This window comes from Acidocella sp. MX-AZ03, from assembly GCF_027626035.1.
GTDB classification, from domain to species: domain Bacteria; phylum Pseudomonadota; class Alphaproteobacteria; order Acetobacterales; family Acetobacteraceae; genus Acidocella; species Acidocella facilis.
Genome location: NZ_CP110774.1, coordinates 2,794,227 through 2,812,769 on the forward strand (window position 1 = coordinate 2,794,227; position 18,543 = coordinate 2,812,769).

General features: G+C 64.0%; 16 protein-coding genes and 4 pseudogenes. 11 read left to right on the forward strand and 9 right to left on the reverse strand.

The genetic code is table 11. The features are described 5' to 3' along the window. The first annotated feature begins 24 nt into the window (after positions 1-24). The gene (locus GT370_RS15495) at positions 25-225 is read left to right on the forward strand and encodes a hypothetical protein (RefSeq protein WP_144052787.1); all 201 of its coding nucleotides are present in this window, start codon (positions 25-27) and stop codon (positions 223-225) included. Positions 226-262: 37 nt separating this feature from the next. On the opposite strand, the gene GT370_RS15500 is transcribed toward GT370_RS15495, so the two are convergent. From GT370_RS15500 to GT370_RS15510, 3 genes are read right to left on the reverse strand one after another with little or no spacing between them, the layout of a single operon-like run. Further along, entirely contained in the window at positions 263-1,360 is a 1,098-nt protein-coding gene (locus GT370_RS15500) for a CCA tRNA nucleotidyltransferase (RefSeq protein WP_240376683.1), read from the reverse strand. 50 nt (positions 1,361-1,410) lie between these two features. After that, complete coding sequence (locus GT370_RS15505) at positions 1,411-1,968, reverse strand: NUDIX hydrolase (RefSeq protein WP_008494755.1); 558 nt, start codon at positions 1,966-1,968, stop codon at positions 1,411-1,413. A gap of 18 nt (positions 1,969-1,986) precedes the next feature. Then, positions 1,987-2,583, reverse strand: coding sequence for a DUF1285 domain-containing protein (locus GT370_RS15510; protein WP_008494756.1), 597 nt, complete (start codon positions 2,581-2,583; stop codon positions 1,987-1,989). 212 nt (positions 2,584-2,795) lie between these two features. Between GT370_RS15510 and mnmG the strand changes: the two are divergent. The 5 genes and pseudogenes from mnmG (at position 2,796) to GT370_RS15535 (ending at position 8,879) form a co-directional block, all read left to right on the forward strand. Continuing rightward, positions 2,796-4,503 (forward strand): annotated as a pseudogene (gene mnmG / locus GT370_RS15515) (tRNA uridine-5-carboxymethylaminomethyl(34) synthesis enzyme MnmG). Beyond that, complete coding sequence (gene rsmG, locus GT370_RS15520; protein ID WP_008494758.1) at positions 4,500-5,072, forward strand: 16S rRNA (guanine(527)-N(7))-methyltransferase RsmG; 573 nt, start codon at positions 4,500-4,502, stop codon at positions 5,070-5,072. Before mnmG ends, rsmG begins: the two are co-directional and overlap by 4 nt. Further along, positions 5,056-5,850: pseudogene (locus tag GT370_RS15525) on the forward strand (ParA family protein). Before rsmG ends, GT370_RS15525 begins: the two are co-directional and overlap by 17 nt. Continuing rightward, entirely contained in the window at positions 5,847-6,725 is an 879-nt protein-coding gene (locus tag GT370_RS15530) for a ParB/RepB/Spo0J family partition protein (RefSeq protein ID WP_008494761.1), read from the forward strand. The pseudogene GT370_RS15525 and the gene GT370_RS15530 overlap by 4 nt, the downstream one beginning before the upstream one ends. Before the next feature lie 255 nt (positions 6,726-6,980). Next, positions 6,981-8,879 carry a methyl-accepting chemotaxis protein gene (locus tag GT370_RS15535; protein WP_008494762.1) on the forward strand — a complete coding sequence of 633 codons (1,899 nt, stop codon included), beginning with the start codon at positions 6,981-6,983 and terminating at the stop codon, positions 8,877-8,879. A gap of 200 nt (positions 8,880-9,079) precedes the next feature. Here GT370_RS15535 and holA read toward each other — a convergent pair whose 3' ends face one another. The 6 genes from holA to GT370_RS15560 form a co-directional block, all read right to left on the reverse strand. Then, positions 9,080-10,144, reverse strand: coding sequence for a DNA polymerase III subunit delta (gene holA, locus GT370_RS15540; protein ID WP_270183346.1), 1,065 nt, complete (start codon positions 10,142-10,144; stop codon positions 9,080-9,082). Continuing rightward, a complete protein-coding gene (locus GT370_RS15545) occupies positions 10,141-10,653 on the reverse strand; it encodes a hypothetical protein (RefSeq protein WP_008494764.1) in 513 nt (170 codons plus the stop codon). The genes holA and GT370_RS15545 overlap by 4 nt, the downstream gene beginning before the upstream one ends. Further along, entirely contained in the window at positions 10,637-13,198 is a 2,562-nt protein-coding gene (gene leuS / locus GT370_RS15550) for a leucine--tRNA ligase (RefSeq protein ID WP_008494765.1), read from the reverse strand. The genes GT370_RS15545 and leuS overlap by 17 nt, the downstream gene beginning before the upstream one ends. 104 nt (positions 13,199-13,302) lie before the next feature. Continuing rightward, the gene (locus tag GT370_RS21625; protein WP_442865448.1) at positions 13,303-13,728 is read right to left on the reverse strand and encodes an SDR family oxidoreductase; all 426 of its coding nucleotides are present in this window, start codon (positions 13,726-13,728) and stop codon (positions 13,303-13,305) included. A 94-nt stretch (positions 13,729-13,822) separates the two neighbouring features. Continuing rightward, positions 13,823-14,080, reverse strand: a complete 258-nt coding sequence (locus tag GT370_RS21630) for an SDR family NAD(P)-dependent oxidoreductase (RefSeq protein ID WP_442865449.1) — start codon at positions 14,078-14,080, stop codon at positions 13,823-13,825. Positions 14,081-14,104: 24 nt separating this feature from the next. Then, the gene (locus GT370_RS15560) at positions 14,105-14,965 is read right to left on the reverse strand and encodes a pyruvate, water dikinase regulatory protein (protein WP_026438936.1); all 861 of its coding nucleotides are present in this window, start codon (positions 14,963-14,965) and stop codon (positions 14,105-14,107) included. Positions 14,966-15,303: 338 nt separating this feature from the next. Here GT370_RS15560 and hemE point away from each other — a divergent pair. The 5 genes and pseudogenes from hemE to hemJ all read left to right on the forward strand — a co-directional run bounded on the left by hemE (position 15,304) and on the right by hemJ (position 18,378). Continuing rightward, a pseudogene (gene hemE / locus GT370_RS15565) lies at positions 15,304-16,256 on the forward strand (uroporphyrinogen decarboxylase). Next, positions 16,253-16,852: pseudogene (gene hemH / locus GT370_RS15570) on the forward strand (ferrochelatase); the annotation flags it as partial. The pseudogenes hemE and hemH, both read left to right, overlap by 4 nt. Positions 16,853-16,986: 134 nt before the next feature. Next, positions 16,987-17,283: a ferrochelatase gene (locus GT370_RS15575; protein WP_270184414.1), complete on the forward strand. Its 297-nt coding sequence runs from the start codon at positions 16,987-16,989 to the stop codon at positions 17,281-17,283. Beyond that, a complete protein-coding gene (locus GT370_RS15580; RefSeq protein WP_008494771.1) occupies positions 17,273-17,932 on the forward strand; it encodes an HAD family hydrolase in 660 nt (219 codons plus the stop codon). The genes GT370_RS15575 and GT370_RS15580 overlap by 11 nt, the downstream gene beginning before the upstream one ends. Next, a complete protein-coding gene (hemJ, locus tag GT370_RS15585) occupies positions 17,929-18,378 on the forward strand; it encodes a protoporphyrinogen oxidase HemJ (protein ID WP_008494772.1) in 450 nt (149 codons plus the stop codon). The genes GT370_RS15580 and hemJ overlap by 4 nt, the downstream gene beginning before the upstream one ends. Positions 18,379-18,543 lie beyond the last annotated feature (165 nt).

The window sequence follows — 18,543 nt, forward strand, 5'->3', positions numbered from 1 at the left end:
TGTAGTTCGATAAAGGATTATTACATGGACGATTTGGTTCAGCCGGATTTATTTCCACGAGAGCCTAGCAAAAAGCTGACTGAAAAAGACGTGCTTGAGATCAAGAAACGTCTTCAAAAGAAAGAGTTCCAACATCGGATAGCTGCTGACTACGACGTAAATCCAGGTCGTATTTCTGAGATTAATACTGGAAAAACCTGGAGCCATATCAAGCCTAACGCGTAGCCTTTAAAAAGAAGGGAGCGCTTAATCGCTCCCTTCTTTATATTCGGGAGCGAAAATTATCCCTAAAAACGGAGGCTTTCGCCAGACAAGCAGCCCGGTCGGCCACGCAGCCACCCTCCAGCCACCAGCCCCGCACCGCCGCCAGCACCTCACCCATCTTCGGCCCAGCCTCCACAACCCCGGCCAGATCCCGTCCCTGCAACGGAAACACCGGCCGCGCCATCGCTGACAGCCGCGCCCGCAGCGCCTCCCAGCCTGCGCCATCGTCGCCTTGCAGCCAAATCCGCCCGGCCAGCGCCTCATGCCCGGCCACCGCCAGAGCGCGGCGCAACGCCGCATCCTCATCCTCCGGCCCAATCCCCAACGGCAGCCGCCACGCCGCCAGCAAAGCCGCCTCCGCCCCGCTCAGCTTCAACCGCCGCGCCAGATCCTCATCACTCAGCGCCGCCACCCGCAATAACGGCTCCGATGGCGCCCCGCGCCCCAGCAGCGCCGCCAACCGTTCAACCCTGGCCCCCGGCAGCACCATTTCCAGCACCCCGGTCTCGCCCATCAGCGCCACGGCCCGCAGCGGGGCAGGGGCCGCCAAAATCTTCTTCACCTCGCTCCACACGCGCTCCGCCGAGAGCTGCCGCAAGCCTTCACGCCCGTCCCTGATCGCCGCCAGCGCCGCCGCATCCGCCTCCCTCCGCCCATAGCGCGCGAAGAACCGGAAAAACCGCAAAATCCGCAGATAATCCTCCGCCACCCGGGCCGCAGCATCGCCGACAAACCGCACCACCCCCGCCGCCAGATCCGCCTGGCCGCCGAAATAATCGAAAATCTCGCCCGCTTGCGTGCAGCTCATCGCATTGATGGTGAAATCCCGCCTGGCCGCATCCTCCCGCCAGTCATCGGTAAACTCCACGCGCGCACGCCGCCCATCCGTCTCCACATCGCGGCGCAGCGTCGTCACCTCAAACCCATGCCCCGCCGCCACCAATGTCACCGTCCCATGCGCCAGCCCGGTCGGCACCGCCTTCAGCCCCGCCGCCCTGGCGCGCCGCATCACCTCCTCCGGTGCCAGCGGCGAGGCCATGTCCACATCCGCCACCGCCCGTCCGGCCAGCATGTCGCGCACAGCACCCCCCACCATCCGCGCCTCCGGCAGCGCCGCCCACACCAACGCCAAGCCCGGCAGATCGATCACGCCACCCCCCGCAACCGCAGCGCCAGCAAGCGCAATATCTCCGCCGTCGCCCCCCAGATCACATGGTCCGGATGCGGCCATACCCAGAAGGCCCCCTCCCGCCCGCGCCACACCGCCTGCCGGCGCAGCGGGTACTCTTCGTTCAGCAATACGGAAAAAGGCAGGGAGAAAATCTCCTCCACCTCGTCATCGGCTGGCCGCAGCGCCACACCCTCGGGCACCAGCCCGACAATCGGGGTGATATGAAACCCGGTCCCGGTGGCATGGTCATGCAGCCGCCCGAGCAGCTCCACCTGGGCCGGATCAAGCCCGATCTCCTCCTGCGCCTCGCGCAAGGCGGCTTCAACCGGCGTCTCGCCCAGCCCCTCGATCTTCCCGCCAGGAAACGACACCTGCCCGGCATGGGTGGTCATCAGCCGGCTGCGCCGGGTCAGCCACACGCCGCGCCCCGGCTCCAGCGCCACCAGCACGGAAGCCGGACGCAACCGCCCCAGCGCCAGCGCGTTAAAGGCCAGATTTTCGGGAAAAGCCCGTCTCAGCTGCGCGGCCTTCATCGCCGCACCGCCCGGATCTCACTCGTCCAGATCGCACTCCGCATCGGAACAGCAATTCGGCATATCGCCAAGCGGGAAGAACACCCCCTCGCTCCACACCCCCATGACCTTGCGGCCCTTGACGATGCCCGGTTCGGACAGCGCCACCAGCTCATAATAGGTGGCGCGGTTGATCCGCGCCTCGATCGGGTATCTGCCTTTGCCATCGCGGATATGAAGATAGGGCGTCGGCTCGCAACTGAGCAAATCATGCGCGATGCGGATGCGATGCGCCGGCCCCGCCGTCACGCATTGATCGACATTGGTGCGGAAACACAGGCTCTGGTTCCGGCCCTCGCCGCTCCATTGCAGCTCCACCGCCAGGAACGGCACATCCTCCACCTCGATCCTGCCGCGCTCGGCGGGTGTCTGCAGGATGTACTGGCCCTCCTCGTCGCGCGTCAGCACGGTGGAAAACAGGCAAACCATCGGCTTGCGGGTGATCGGGCTGCCTTTATACAGCCAGGTTCCGTCGCGGCGGATCAGGAAGGGCAGATCCCCGCAATCGGCGAGCGGACGTGCCGACGCGGCATCGCTCACACCCTGCCGCAGCCCCCCTTTCACCTCATACGTCACCTGATCACACTCCTCTCTCCAAGCGGATATAGGTTGCATAAGGAACGGATCAAAGAGGCAAGCGCGCCCGCACGCCTTTCCGCGTTGAAATAGACACATCCCCGCATGAACGCAGCGCCAATCTGATGAATCCTTAATTTATTCGACCCCAAAACTTTCTTGCGGCTTTGAAAGCCTTGGCGTTTTTCAGGCAAACTCGCTAAACCCCCGGCATGGATTACGATGTCATCGTCATAGGCGGCGGCCATGCCGGCACCGAGGCCGCCGCCGCCGCGGCGCGGTTTGGCGCCCGCACCGCCCTGATCACCCAAAGCGCCGCGCGCATCGGGGAGATGTCCTGCAACCCCGCCATTGGCGGCATCGGCAAGGGCCATCTCGTCCGCGAGATCGACGCGCTGGACGGGCTGATGGGCAAAGCCGCAGACGCCGCCTGCATCCATTTCAAATTGCTGAATCGCGGCAAGGGCCCCGCCGTGCGCGGCCCGCGCGCCCAGGCGGACCGCAAACTCTACCGCGCCGCCATCCAGGCCCTGCTCGCCGCACAACCCAACCTTACCATTTTGGAAGGTGAGGCCGCCGGTCTGGAAATGCGCGATGGCCGCCTCACCGGCATCAAACTCGCCTCCGGCGCAACCCTCACCTGCGCCGCCGCCGTGCTCACCACCGGCACCTTCCTCAACGGCGTGCTGCATTTCGGCCCGCAGATGCAGCCCGGCGGCCGGGTGGATGACGCCCCCTCCCGCGCCCTGGCGGCTGATTTGCACCGCCTGGCGCTGCCGCTGGGCCGGCTGAAAACCGGCACCCCGGCGCGGCTGGCCAAATCCAGCATCGATTGGGAAAGCCTGCCGGAGGATCGAGGCGAAACCCCGCCCGAGCCCTTCTCGGCCCTGACCGCGCGCATCACCAACCCGCAAATCTCCTGCCGCATCACCGGCACCACCGAGGCCACGCACCAGCTCATCCGCGACAATCTCCACCAATCCGCGGTCTATGGCGGCAACATCGCTGGGCGCGGCCCGCGCTATTGCCCCTCGATCGAGGACAAGGTGGTCCGCTTCGCCGAAAAACCCGGCCATCAGATCTTCCTGGAGCCGGAAGGTCTGGATGACGATACGATCTACCCGAACGGCATTTCCACCTCGCTGCCGCTGGCGGTGCAGGCGGCGATGATCAAAACCATTCCTGGATTGGAACAAGCCAGAATCCTGCGCCCCGGCTACGCGGTGGAATATGACTATGTCGACCCGCGCGCCCTCGACCATGCCCTGGCGCTGAAATCCCTCCCCGGCCTCTATCTCGCCGGCCAGATCAACGGCACCACCGGCTATGAGGAAGCCGGCGCCCAGGGCCTCGTCGCCGGGCTCAACGCCGCGCGCCGGGCAGGGGGATGGATCCCGTCCAGCTTTCCCGCGCCGATGCCTATATCGGTGTGCTGATCGATGATCTGGTGACGCAAGGTGTCACCGAGCCCTACCGCATGTTCACCTCCCGCGCCGAATACCGCCTGCTGCTGCGCGCCGACAATGCCGAGCTGCGCTTAACGCAAAAGGGCCTGGATTGGGGCTGCGTCGGCTCCGCGCGCGAAGCCGCCTTCGCCGCGCTGAAAGCCGAAATCGCGGCGTTTGGAAACAAGCCGGAAGGTGAGGGCAGGGCCGCCAACATCTTGCGCGCGGACCTGCTCTATGCCGGCTATATCGCCCGGCAGAATTCCGAAATCCGCTCCCGCGAAAAGGACGAGGCGGTGAAAATCCCCGACGCCTTCGACTACACCGCCATCGGGGCCTCTCCGCCGAGCTGCGGGAAAAACTCACCCGCACCCGCCCGCAAACCCTCGCCGCCGCCGGCCGCATCGAGGCGATGACCCCCGCCGCGCTGGGCGCCATTTTCGGCGCCCTGCGCAAGGCCGGCCGCGCCGCATGAACGAGGAGAAGCTGCGCGCCTTCGCCGATCTGGTGCTGAAATGGTCGCCGAAAATCAACCTGGTCTCCAAGGCGGACCTGAACCATGTCTGGGACCGGCACATCCGGGACTCTCTGCGCCTGCTCCCCTATCTGCCCAAGGATCTCGACCGCGCCATCGATCTCGGCTCCGGCGGCGGTTTTCCCGGCATGGTGCTGTGCATCGCCAGCGGCATCCCGTTCGAGATGATCGAATCAGATTCCCGCAAGGCCGCCTTCCTGATGGAAGCCGCGCGCCAGACCGGCGCACCGGCAAAAATTCACAATTGCCGCATCGAAGCCGCCCGCGTCGAGCCCGCTGCCGTCATCACCGCCAGAGCCTTGGCACCTTTGGATAAATTGCTAGGCCTGGCGGCACCTTTGCTGAAACCGCAGGGGTTTTGCCTGTTCCCGAAAGGCAAAGGCTTGGAAGTTGAATTGACGCTCGCCGCCCCCCTCTGGCACATGGATACAGACCATATTTCCGCCCCGGACTGGGGCGAAAGCTGCATCCTGAAAGTGAGCCAGATCCGCCATGCCGGAGCCGCATAAAAAACCGCGCATCATCGCCATCGCCAATCAGAAAGGCGGGGTCGGCAAAACCACCACCGCCATCAACCTCGCCGCCGCGCTGGCGGTGGGGGGCTGAAAGTGCTGCTGGTCGATATCGACCCGCAAGGCAATGCCTCCACCGGGCTTGGCATCGACCATAACGCCCGCAATGGCGGCAGCTACGCGCTGCTGGCGGGGGATGTCAGCCTCGCGGACTCCATCGTTGCCACCAATGTCGAAAACCTCTCCGTCGTTCCCGCCGTCGCGGATCTGATGGGGCGGACATGGAATTCAGCGCCCATGAGCGCCGCAACTTCCTGCTCACCGACGCCTTCGCTCAAGGCTGCGATGCCGATGTGGTGTTTATCGACTGCCCGCCGGCCTAGCTCTGCTCACCCTCAACGCCCTCACCGCCGCGGATGCCGTGCTGGTGCCGCTGCAGGCGGAATTCTTCGCGCTGGAGGGCATCTCGCAGCTGATGCGCTCGGTGGAAATGGTCAAGCGCAGCCTCAACCCGAAGCTCGAAATCGAGGGCATCGTGCTGACCATGACCGACCGGCGCAACAACCTGTCCGAACAGGTCAGCGGCGATGTCCGCACCTATTTCAAGGACAAGGTTTTCGAAACCGCCATCCCCCGCAATATCCGCATCACCGAAGCCCCTTCCCACGGCATCCCGGTCCTGCTTTATGATTTCCGCTCCACCGGGGCACAGGCTTATTTGTCCCTGGCGGCGGAATTTTTGCGCCGGGCGCGCGCACGGAAGGAATTGGCATGAGCGGCAAGGAAACACGCAAACCTCTGGCACGCGGCCTCGCCGCCCTGATGGGCGATGCCGTGGCTGTGCCCGCCAGCCCCAACGCCCCTGGCGTGCAGCGCCTGCCGGTGGAAATGCTGGAACCGAGCCCCTTCCAGCCGCGCCAGGAAATGGACGAAACCGCCTTGCAGGAGCTGGCGGATTCCATCGCCCAGCGCGGTATTTTGCAGCCGCTGCTGGTCCGCCCGAAACCCGGTGTCGCCGGGCATTACCAGATCATCGCCGGCGAGCGCCGCTGGCGCGCCTCCCAGCGTGCGAAGCTGCATGAAGTGCCGGTGCTGGTGCGCGATCTCTCAGACGCGGACGCCATGGCCGCCGGGCTGGTGGAGAACCTGCAGCGCGAAAACCTCAACCCGGTGGAAGAGGCCGAGGGCTATAAGCGCCTCACCGACGAGTTCAAGCTGAGCCATGACAAGCTGGGCGAGGCGGTCGGCAAATCCCGCTCGCACATCACCAATGTCATGCGCCTGCTCTCTCTGCCGCCGCAGGTGCAATGGCTGCTGCGCGACGGCGAGATCTCCACCGGCCACGCCAAGGCGCTGATGGCGCATCCCGACCCGGTGAAAGCCGCCAATGATGTGGTCAAGCGTGGCCTCTCAGTGCGCCAGACCGAGGCGCTGGTGAAAAATCTCGGCCAGTCCATCGCGCCCAAGGAAACCACCCGCGCGCCTCGGCCGACCGGCGATAATGCGGAAATCGCCGCGTTGGCGGACAGCCTTTCCGAGAAACTTGGCCTCAAGGTTGAGGTCAAATTCAATGGCCAGGGCGGCGCCCTGATCCTGCATTATGCGGACCTCGACCAGCTCGATACCGTCCTGGCGCTGCTGAATAACTGACGCCTCCGCCGATGTTCCACGTGGAACATCGGCCCGCCCGCCGACGTCCTATGTTCCACGTGGAACATCCCCACCCCAGCCAGCCTCCAATGTTCCACGTGGAACATCGACCAACCACCCAGCGCCCTATGTTCCACGTGGAACATCGCCCCGCCCAAGCAATGACATCGCTCTAAACAGATTTTTAAGCCTGTTCCGTCATGCTCCGTCTGCGCTGGCCTCGCCGCGCCGCGACCATGCTTGAAGGAACTGGACATGTCATTTCTGCGCCGCCTCTCCATTACCTGGCAGTTCAACCTGCTCTCGGCCTTTGCATTGCTGCTGATGGTCTCCGGCACCGCCGTCTCTCTGCACCAATCCTATAATGCCGAGATGGCTGAGAAAAAATTCCAGATCCGCTCCATGGATGAAGCCGCGGCCAGCATCGCGGAATATTATGTCGGCCTGGCCAAGGCCGGCAGCATGACAACGCCAGAGGCGCAGAAAGCCGCCCTCGCCGCCATCGGGGCCATCCGCTACGGCAACAATACAAATTATCTTTTTGTCTACAATACAGAAGGAGTGGCGCTACAACATCCGTTCAAGAAATTGATCGGCAAGAATCTTATGAACGTGCCGGACGCCAAGGGTAAGCTGTTCAATCCCGAGATGTTCCGCCAAGCGATCGAGGGGCATGTCTATTTCGCGCATTATGTCTGGCCCCGCACCGCCGGCGCGACGCCGGAACCCAAGATGAGCTCCCTGCTCCTGGTGCCGGAATGGCATTGGGTGGTCGGCACCGGCGTGTATATTGACGATGTCGACAGCATGATGCTTGCCCATCTGCTCACACTCTCAGCCATATTCCTGCCCTTGTTGGGCCTGTATCTCATCGCCGTATTTGCGGCGCGCCGGCAGATCTCCGGGCTGCTGACCGGGCTGAGCCAGGCGATGAAGCGGATTTCCGCCGGCGACCTCAACGCCCCCATCCCCGCGACCGACCGGCATGACGAACTCGGCATCATGGCGACCTCGCTGACCAGCTTCAAAGCCGACGCCATCGAAAAGCGAAAGCTGGAAGCGGACGCCGAAACCATCCGGCGCCAGGCCGAGGAAACGCACCGTCTCGCCGAGGCCGAGGCCGCACGCCGCGCCGAAGAGCAATCGGCAGTCATCGTCGGGCTGGGCGGCGGGCTGAGCCGGCTGGCCGCGGGGGATTTGTCGCAGAGTCTCGATACGAAGTTCGCCGCGGAATACGAATCTTTGCGCGCGGATTTCAACGCCGCGCTGAAGCAGCTGCGCGCCACCATGGCGGCGGTGGGCGAAAGTGTCGGCAATGTCCGGGCCGGCACGGCGGAAATGATGGAAGCGGCGGACGATCTTTCCCGCCGGACGGAACATCAGGCGGCGGCGCTGGAGGAAACCGTCGCGGCGCTGGATGGCGTCACCCGTACCGTAAAGGAAACCGCCGAGGATGCGGAGCGCGTGCTGCGTGTGGTCGGCCAGGCGCATGACAAGGCCAGCCAATCCGGAACGGTGATGCGCAATGCCGTGGAGGCGATGACCGAGATCGAAGCCTCATCCGGGCAGATCGGCAATATTATCGGCGTGATCGACGAAATCGCCTTCCAGACCAATCTTCTGGCGCTGAATGCCGGGGTTGAGGCGGCGCGCGCCGGCGAGGCGGGGCGGGGTTTTGCCGTGGTCGCCACCGAAGTGCGGGCCCTGGCGCAGCGCTCCGCCGAAGCCGCAAAGGAGATCAAGACGCTGATCTCGACCTCCGGCGCGCAAGTGGAAACCGGCGTGCGGCTGGTGGGCGAAACCGGGACGGCGCTGGCCGAAATCGTCACCCAGGTGGCGGAGCTGAATCAGATGGTGAAAAAGATTTCCAGCTCCGCCACCCAGCAATCGATGGGGCTGGCGGAAGTGAACGCGGCGATGGGGCAGATGGATCAGGTCACCCAGCAAAACGCGGCGATGGTCGAGGAAAGCACCGCCGCCTGCCATGCCTTGGCGGAGAATGCCGGGCAGCTGGACCAGCTGATCGCCCAGTTCAACATCACCGCAGCGCCCGGAAAAACCGCCCAACCGGCGAAGGGAAAACCGGAGGGACAGGCCCACGCCAAGATCCTCACCGGCAATTTCCGGCCTCTTCCGGGCGCGGTGACTGGTTAAAGAAATATGTGCCTCCGCCCCGGCTAGAGCATATTCCGTTCCCGTTGGTGCACGGAATACGCTCCAGCTTTTTGTTCGAGCGAGCAACTTTATCCGATCAAACGAGTCCGTTTGATCACATGTTGCTCTAGAGCAATATGTGTTTAGGTTGACGCGCCAGCGTCAAACTAAACACATGAAATTGCTCGCTAAAACAAAAGCTAGAGCATCAAGCTAAAAGCTTGATGCTCTAAGAGCGCCGGGGCGAATCCGGCCTTATTGCCGGCCAGCCGAACGGGCCCGGCTGGCCAGGGCCAGCAAGGTCTGGCGGCAATAATCGTCGTCGGAATATGGGTGGTCTTGCACGCCACTTCCGCCGCCAGCGCCGCCTGCAAAGCCTGCTCCACCGCCCGCAGCGGCCAGAGCCTTAGCATTTTCTGCACCACCGGCTGACGCTTGAAAAATACCGGCGGGCGCATGCCGGCCATCGCCTCCTGCGCCGAAGCGCCTTGCGCCATGGCGCTGGCCGCCAGACGCAGCTTGGCAAGTTCCGAAAGCAGCACCCGCACCAGCGCCACCGGCGAGGCGCCTTCCTCATAAGCCAGGCTCAGCGCCTTATCCGTCGCCGCCAGATCGCCCGTCAGCGCCGCATCGATCGCATCCCCCACCGAGGTCTCGCCGCCATCCGCCAGCAGCGAAGACACATCCGCCAAAGAAAGCCGTTTTTCCGCCCCGGCATAGAGCACCAGAATCTCCAGCGCCTGGCCGAGCGGGCCTTCCTCGCCGGAGAGATTTTGCGCGGCCCAGGCGGCGGCGTCCTGGTCGATGCTCACCCCCTGGGCGCGCAGCCGCGCCGTGATCACCTGCGGCAAGCGCCCGGCATCGATGGCGTAGCAGGCGATGCTGACAATCCCCGGCGCTTTCTCCGCCAGACTGCGCAGCTTGGATTTCGCCGTCAGCTCCCCGGCTTCCAGAATTACCAGCGCGTCGGGCGGCGATTTAGTTAATAATTCTAACGATTTTGTTAGCGGCTCATGCGCATCCCGCACCCGCACCACACGCTCTCCGCCGCCGAGCGAAGCCGCTGTGGCCTCCGCCAGAAGCATATCCGGGCTGGGGTTGGACAGCTCGGCGAAGCGGAACGGATCATTCAGCGCGCCGGGCACGCTGCGCGCCAAGGCCAGCCCGCGCTCTGCCACCAGCCCGGCATCCGGCCCGTGCAGCAGCACCAGGCGGGCATTGGGCGCCTTCAGGAACGCCTCAACCCGGCTGGCTTCAAACTTCATGCAGCGGGATGGGTGCGGAACCAGGCGGCGAGCTGCACGGTGATCTGCTCGGCAATCTCATCGGACAGCGTCTGGTTGACCTTGGCGGTTTCCAGATTGGCGGCGAAATATTGCTGGTCGATCACGTTCAGCGCATCCGCGGCGACGGCATTGCCGGAGGCCAGAATCTGCTCCGGGTGGCCGATGGGGGCGAGCGTCCAACTCGCCCGCGCATCAAAGCGGGTGCGGCTGGTGGAGCTGTCCGACTGCACGCCTTCGCCGGTCTGGCCGATGCTGTAATTGACCGCGAGCACGTAATGCTCGGTCACCGGCTGGCCATCCGTGTAGAGATGCTGCTGCAGGCTCAGCCGCAGCATCTGCCCGGTGCGCTCGGGCAGGTTCTGCACGAACACGCTATCGAGCTTGTCGCTGGCGGCCGCCCCCTGCGCCCCGCCATAAAGCGGCGTGAAGCCGCAGCCGGAGAGGGCGAGAAGGGCGAGGGCGGCGAAGGCTTTACGGTTTGACGACAAAATTCACGATCCTACCTGGGACGTAGATCTGCTTGACGATGGTCTGCGTGCCTATAGTGCCCGCCACGGCCTCCTTGGCAAGCGGGATGGCGACATCCTCACCCGCCCCCGCCGGCACCAATATGGTGCCGCGCAGCTTGCCATTCACCTGCACCGCGACGGTAAGCTCATCCACCACCAGCAAAGCCGGGTCGGCCTTCGGCCAGGGCTGCTGCGCGGCAAGGCCCGCACCGGGGTTCAGCTTGGCGAAGAGATGCTCGGCCAGATGCGGCACCAGCGGGCTGGCGAGCCGCACCAATATCTCCATGGCCTCAAACCGCGCCGCTTGCATGTCCGCGCCCTCAGCCGGGGTGGCGACCGCGTTCAGCAGCTCATAGAGCCGCGCCACGGCGAGGTTGAAGGCGAAGCTCTCCAGCGCCTGCGTCACCGCCTCGATAGAACGGTGCGCCAGCTGGCGCAGCTTCTTGGCCTCGGGGCCGTAGCTCTCCACCTGGGTGTTGCCAGATTTGGCGATCTCCTCGCCGACACGGGCCAGGCGCTGCAGGAAGCGGAAAGAGCCCTGGACGCCGTTTTCGGTCCATTCCACATCGCGCTCGGGCGGGTTGTCGGAGAGCACGAACCAGCGCGCCGTATCCGCCCCGAAGCGCCCGACAATGGCGCCGGGATCGACGGTGTTGCGCTTGGATTTGGACATTTTCTCAACCCGGCCCACCGTCACCGGCGCGCCGGTGGCTTTCAGCACCGCGCCATCGGCGGTGCGGGTGATCTCGTCCGGATAGAGCCAGGCGCCGTTTTCATCCTTGTAGGATTCATGCGTGACCATGCCCTGGGTGAAGAGCCCGGCGAAGGGCTCGTCCACCGCCAGATGGCCGGTCTTGTGCATGGCGCGGGTGAAGAAGCGGGCATAGAGCAGATGCAGGATCGCATGCTCGATACCGCCAACATACTGGTCCACCGGCAGCCAGGCATTCGCGGCCGCCGCCACCGTCGGGGTGCTGGCGCGCGGGGCGGTGAAGCGGGCGAAATACCAGGAGCTGTCGATAAAGGTGTCGAAGGTGTCGGTCTCGCGCGTCGCCGGTTTGCCGCAGGCGGGGCAGTTCACATGCCGCCAGGTCGGGTGATGGTCCAGCGGGTTGCCGGGCGTCTCGAAGGTGACATCCGCCGGCAAAGTGACGGGGAGCTGCTCCGCCGGCACGGGCTGCGCGCCGCAGGCTTCGCAATGGATCACCGGGATCGGGCAGCCCCAATAACGCTGGCGGGAAATGCCCCAATCGCGCAGGCGCCAGTTCTGCACCGCCTTGCCGAAGCCGCGCGCCTCCAGCTCCGCGATGGCGCGGGGCTTGGCCTCCTTGGTGGTCAGGCCGGAAAGGAAGCCGGAATTGACGATGAAGCCATCACCATCCAGCGCCTTGTTGCCGATCTCCGGGGTGGAGTCCTTGTCGGGCGAGACCACCACCGGCACCGGCAGGTCATATTTACGGGCGAAATCCAGATCGCGCTGGTCGCCGCAGGGGCAACCGAAGATCGCCCCGGTGCCATATTCCATCAGCACGAAATTCGCGATCCAGACCGGGTGCTCCTGGCCGGTGAGCGGGTTGATGACTTTCAAGCCCGTGTCGAAGCCGCGCTTCTCGGCGGCCTCGATGGCGGCCTCGGAGGTGCCCTGGCTGGCGCATTCGGCGATGAAGGCGGCGGCTGCCGGGTTGCTCTGGGCGACCAGGCTGGCGATGGGATGCTCCGCCGCGATGGCCAGGAAGGACATGCCGAACAAAGTATCCGGGCGGGTGGTGTAGACGGTGATATCGTCCGACCCATCCGCCAGCTTGAAGGTGACTTCCGCGCCCTGGGAATGGCCGATCCAGTTTTCCTGCATCAGCTTCACCCGCTCGGGCCAGCGCTCCAGGCTGTTCAGCCCGTCCAGCAGATCCTGCGCGGAATCGGTGATTTTCAGGAACCATTGGGAGAGTTTCTTCTTCTCCACCAGCGCGCCGGAGCGCCAGCCGCGCCCGTCGATCACCTGCTCATTGGCGAGTACGGTCATGTCCACCGGGTCCCAGTTCACCGCGGCATCACGGCGCTCAACCAGGCCGGCCTTCCAGAAATCCAGGAACAGCTTCTGCTGCTGGCCGTAATATTCAGGATCGCAGGTGGCGAATTCGCGGGTCCAGTCCAGCGAGAAGCCCATGCGCTTCAGCTCGGCGCGCATATTGGCGATGTTTTTGTAGGTCCAGTCCGCCGGATTGGCCTTGTTTTCGCGGGCGGCGTTTTCGGCGGGCAGGCCGAACGCGTCCCAGCCCATCGGGTGCAAAACCGCGAAGCCCTGGGCGCGCTTGTAGCGCGCCACCACGTCGCCGAGGGTGTAGTTGCGCACATGGCCCATATGGATCTTCCCCGACGGGTAGGGGAACATCTCCAGCACGTAGTATTTGGGCTTGCCCTCGGCGGGAACATCTTCCGCCTTGAAGCAGGATTGGGCCTCCCACTGCGCCTGCCAATGCGGCTCGGCGGTGGAGAAATCATAGCGCGTGGGTTCGGTTTCGGACATGGTGCGCCTGTTTATCCCTGAGGCTTAGACCCGGAAAGGGCTGGAGCCTCAGGTGCAAAAGTTTTTGGGCCGCCTTTTTTCAAAAAGGCGGAAAAACCTCGCCGTTAAAGCGTGCTGTTGATGTTGCCGCCATCCATCAGGATGTTCTGGCCGACGATATAGCCCGCATATTGCGAGCACAGGAACGCGCACATCGCCCCGAATTCCTCCGGCTGGCCGACGCGCCTGGTGGGCAGGCCGGCGGCGCGGGCGCGCACCACCTCTTCGAGGCTCTTGCCGGATTTCTCGGCTTCAACCTTGGCCAGTTTCTGCAGCCGGTCCGTGTCAAACGCGCCGGGGAGCAGATTATTGATGATGACATTATGCTGGGCCACCTGGCGCGACAGCCCGGCGATGAAGCCGGTGAGGCCGGTACGGGCGGTGTTGGAGAGGCCGAGATGCGGGATCGGCGCCTTCACCGAGCCGGAGGTGATATTGACGATGCGGCCCCATTTGCGCTCGATCATCGGGTCGATCACGGCTTTGATCAACGCGATCGGGTGAGCAGATTGCCGTTCAGCGCCTCCTGCCAATCCTGCTCCGAGAAATCGCGGAAATCCCCGGCCGGCGGGCCGCCGGCATTATTCACCAGAATGTCGGGCTGGGGCAGACAGAGAGGGCGGCGGCGCGGCCTTCCGGCGTGGTGATATCCCCGGCGGCGTAGCTGATTTTGGCGCCGGTGGCGGCGGCGATCTCTTTCGCCGCGATGGCCAGCTTTTCCTCATTGCGGCCGGTGATGGTCACCGCCACGCCGGCCTGGGCGAGGGCCTGGGCGCTGGCGCGGCCAAGCCCGGCGCTGGCGGCGCAGACCAGGGCGGTGCGGGCGTGAAGACCAAGATCCATGATGAATTCTCCAATACGATACGTCTATTGGGCGTTTTCAGCCGCGGCGGCGCGCTTATTATGCCAGTTTTCCATCAGCTTCAGCACCGTCGCCGAGGTCTCCTCGATCGAGCGGCGGGTGACGTCGATGGTCGGCCAGCCGCGCTCATTGCACAGGCGCCTTGCCCAGATCAGCTCTTTTTCCACCGAATCCTGGTCCACGTAATCGGAGCTGTCGACCCGGCCGAAGATCTCGTTGGTGCCGATCAGTTTCAGCCGGTGGCGGCGGATATCGATGAGGGATTTCGGGTCGATGGTCAGGCCGATGATCGGGCAGGAGGGGTTTTCCAGCTCCTTGGGCAGCGGCGTGTTCGGCACCAAGGGCACGTTCAGCGCCTTGATGCCACGATTGGCGAGATAAAAGCAGGTGGGGGTTTTGGAGGAGCGCGAGACCCCGACCAGCACCACATCCGCCTCGCTGACCCCGCGATTGGCCTGGCCGTCATCATGCGAGATGACGAAATGCATGGCATCGATCCGGCGGAAATAATCGGCGTCCAGCACATATTGGCGGCCGGGCTTGTGCTTGGCGGGGGCGCCGAAATGGCTTTGCAGCATGTCCATCAGCGGGTCCAGCACATGCAGAAGCGGCACGCCGAGGCGGGCACAGGCGGCGTCCAGCTCATGGCGCAACGCATCATCCACCAGGGAGCAGAGCACCGGGCCGGGATCCGCCTCGATCCCCTCCAGGACGCGGTGCAATTGCAGGCGCGAGCGGATGAGCGACCAGCGATGATAGGAGACGCGGCTTTCATCAAACTGCGCCACGGCGGCGCGGGCCAGGGCGGTCAAAGTATCCCCAGTGGCGTCGGATATCAGATGTATATCGAGCTTATCACTGTCCATAATGCTGTTCATAGCGTGGATAACTCGGCTTGGCTCGCCCGATTTTCCGGATTGTGGGGATAAGAGGGGAAAACCGGTGAACGGGGATGACCGCCAAACCTTCCCTGTGCAGATTGTGCATAACCGCTGGGATATGTAAAAAACAGAGCCTTAGCGCTGGTTTCCTGCTGTGGATAAGTTTGTGGATTTTGACTCCAAGAGCCTTAACCCCCGTTATCCACAGGGTACTATCACTACGACTCTCACTTTAAATAAATAAAGATTAGGTTTAGGCGGTGGGCATGAAATTCCGTGAAGTCCTGGGAGGACATGAGGTCTGGCCCCCGCCGCTCTGGCTGATGCGCCAGGCGGGGCGCTATCTGCCGGAGTACCGGGCGACGCGGGCGAAGGCGGGGGATTTCATCTCGCTCTGCCTGAATCCGGCGCTGGCCGAAGAGGTGACGCTGCAGCCGATCCGTAAATTCGGCTTCGACGCGGCGATCCTGTTTTCCGATATCCTGATCCTGCCGATGGCGATGGGGCAGGGGCTGCGCTTTGCCGAGGGGAAGGGCCGCGCCTGCCGCCGCTGGAGGATCTGAGCCTGCTGCAGCCGGGCAAGGCGGCTGGGGTGTATGCGCCTGTCATCGAGACGGTGAGCCGGCTCAGCGCCTCTCTGCCGAAGCAGACGGGGCTGATCGGCTTCGCCGGCGGGCCGGCGACGGTGGCCTGCTACATGCTGGATGGCCAGGGCGGCGGCTTTCCGCGCACCAGGCAGCTGGCTTATGAGCAGCCGGATTTCGTGCGCGAGCTTGTGGATATCCTCGCCGAGGCCAGCATTGAGTATCTTTCCGCCCAGGTGGAGGCCGGGGCGCATTGCGTGATGCTGTTCGAGAGCTGGGCCGGGCTGTTTCCCCCCGCGCAGTTCCGCGAACTGGTGATCCGCCCGGCAAGGCGCATCTGCGATGGGCTGCGGGCCTTGCATCCGGGGCTGAAGATCATCGGGTTTCCGCGCCTGGTCGGGCTGATGCTGGGCGAATATGCGCGCGAGAGCGGGGTGGATGTGGTGGCGCTGGATAGCGTCACCGGCCTGGCCGAGGCGCGGGCGGCCTGCCCGCCAGGGACGATCTTCCAGGGCAATCTCGACCCGCTGCTGCTGAAGCTGGGCGGGGAGGCGCTGGATGAGGCGGTGGAAGCGCTGCTTGCGCAGGTGAAGGGGCATCCACATATCCTTAATCTCGGCCATGGCATCACCCCGGATGTCCCGGAGGCGCATGTGGCGAGGCTGGTGGAAAAGGTGAGGGCCGCAAGATGAAAACCGCGATCGTCCTGTTCAATCTGGGCGGTCCGGACCGCCCGGAGGCGATCAAGCCCTTCCGGGTCAATCTGTTTTCCGACAAGGCGATCATCCGTGCGCCTTGGTTCATCCGGGTCTGGCTCTCGCGGCTGATCGCGCGCTCCTCCGCCAAGGCGGCCTATGAGAATTACCAGCTGATGGGCGGGCGCTCGCCGCTACTGGAACTGACCGCGCAACAGGCGCGGGCGCTGGAGGCGCAGCTGGGGGATGAATATCGCTGCTTCATCGCCATGCGCTATTGGCACCCGTTCGCGGCGGAGACGGTGCGCCAGGTGAAGGATTGGGCGCCGGAGCGGGTGCTGCTGCTACCGCTCTATCCGCAATTTTCCACCACCACCACCGGCTCCTCGCTGAGCGATTGGCGCGAGGCGGCGGCGAAGGCCGGGCTGATTATCCCGGTGACCACGTTGTGCTGCTGGTTCGACGATCCGGCCTATATCGAGGCGACAGCGGCAATGGTGCGCGAGGCGATCGAGACCGCGCGGGCGCAGAATCCGGATTTGAAATTGCGAGTGCTGTATTCGGCGCATGGGCTGCCGGAGAGCATCGTCAAGGCCGGCGATCCGTATCAGGCGCAGGTGGAAGCCACCAGTGCGGCGGTGGGGGCGCGGCTGGCGGATATGGGGTTGAACATCTGGTCTGCTACCAGTCCCGCGCGACGCCGCAGAAATGGCTGGAGCCGAGCACGATCCAGGCGATCGAGCAGGCCGGGCGGGATGGTGTCGGGCTCGTGGTGGTGCCGATTGCGTTTGTCTCCGACCATATCGAGACCTTGGTGGAGCTGGATATCGAGAACCGGCATCTGGCCGAGGAAAACAAGGTGCAGCTTTATGTCCGGGCGCGGGTGGCGAATGATGATCCGGCCTTCATCGCGGCGCTGGCCGGGCTGGTGAAGCGGGCGGGCGAAACCGGCCTGTGCAAGGAAGGCGGGCGCTGCGGGGCGGCGCATAAGGATTGCCCCTGGGAGAGACAGCGTGCGTCCTGATTTGATTATTTTCGATTGCGACGGCGTGCTGATTGACAGCGAGATTGTGGCCAACCGGGTGGTGGCGGCGGAGATGACGCGGCTGGGCTGGGCGATGGATGCGCAAGAGTCCATGCGGCAATTTCTCGGCATGAATATCGGCGACATGCAGCCGGTGATCGAGGCCAGGCTGGGACGCAGCCTGCCGGCGGATTGGCGGCGCGCGATGGCGGACCAGCTGGTTGAGGTGTTGAAGGAGGAGGCGGCGTTGATCCCCGGCGCGGATGCGATGCTGGAGAAGGTGACGGCGCTGGGCTTTGACTGGCGCATCGCCTCCAACTCCTCCGATGAGGAGATGGCGGTGAAATTCGCCCGCACCGGCTTGTCAGAGATCACCGCCGGGCGCTGCATTTCCGCAGGAAGGGTGATCGCGCGCGGCGGGCGGGCGAAGCCGGCGCCGGATGTGTTTCTGGAAGCCGCCGCCGATGCGAGGATTGCGCCGGAACGCTGCATCGTTCTGGAGGATAGCGTGTTGGGCACGCGCGCCGCGGTGGCGGCGGGGATGGTCGCTTACGGCTATGATCCGCACGGCGATGGCGCGAAACTTCTGGCTGAGGGATCGAGGCGGGTGTTCAGCCGGCTGGATGAGATTTTCGAGGTGCTGGCGTGAGCTTTCCGGTTCTGTTGCCATGTTTTAAATGGTTTTTGGCGCTGCATATCATGAGCTTCTCCGCCTGGATGGCGGGGATGTTCTATCTGCCCCGGCTCTATGTGTATCATTGCCAGACGAAACCGGGATCGGTTGAATCCGAACGCTTCAAGGTGATGGAACGGCGTTTGCTGAAACAGATCATCAATCCGGCGATGATCTCCACCTTCATTTTCGGCGTGCTGCTGGTGCTGACCCCAGGAGCGGTGAGCTGGAGTGCGGGCTGGTGGTGGACGAAGATTGTCGCCCTGCTGCTGATGTTTGGGTTTCACGGCGCCTGTTCGCGCTGGCGCCGGGATTTTCTGAATGATTCGAATCGCCGGGCGGAACGGTTTTATCGCATCGCCAATGAGGTACCGACAATCCTGTTCATCGTCATCGTCATCGCGGTGGTGGTGAAGCCCTGATCTCGTTCAGCCCGCCGCTGCTGCTGCGGGCTGGCGCGACCGGGGTGATTGCGTGGCTGGACCGCGTCGCCGGTGGGTTTTCATTCTCTTCGGCTTTAAGCTGGCTTTTTCGAAGTTATAAAAGTTTTTTGGTGCCGCTTTTTTACAAAAAAGCGGCGAAAAACG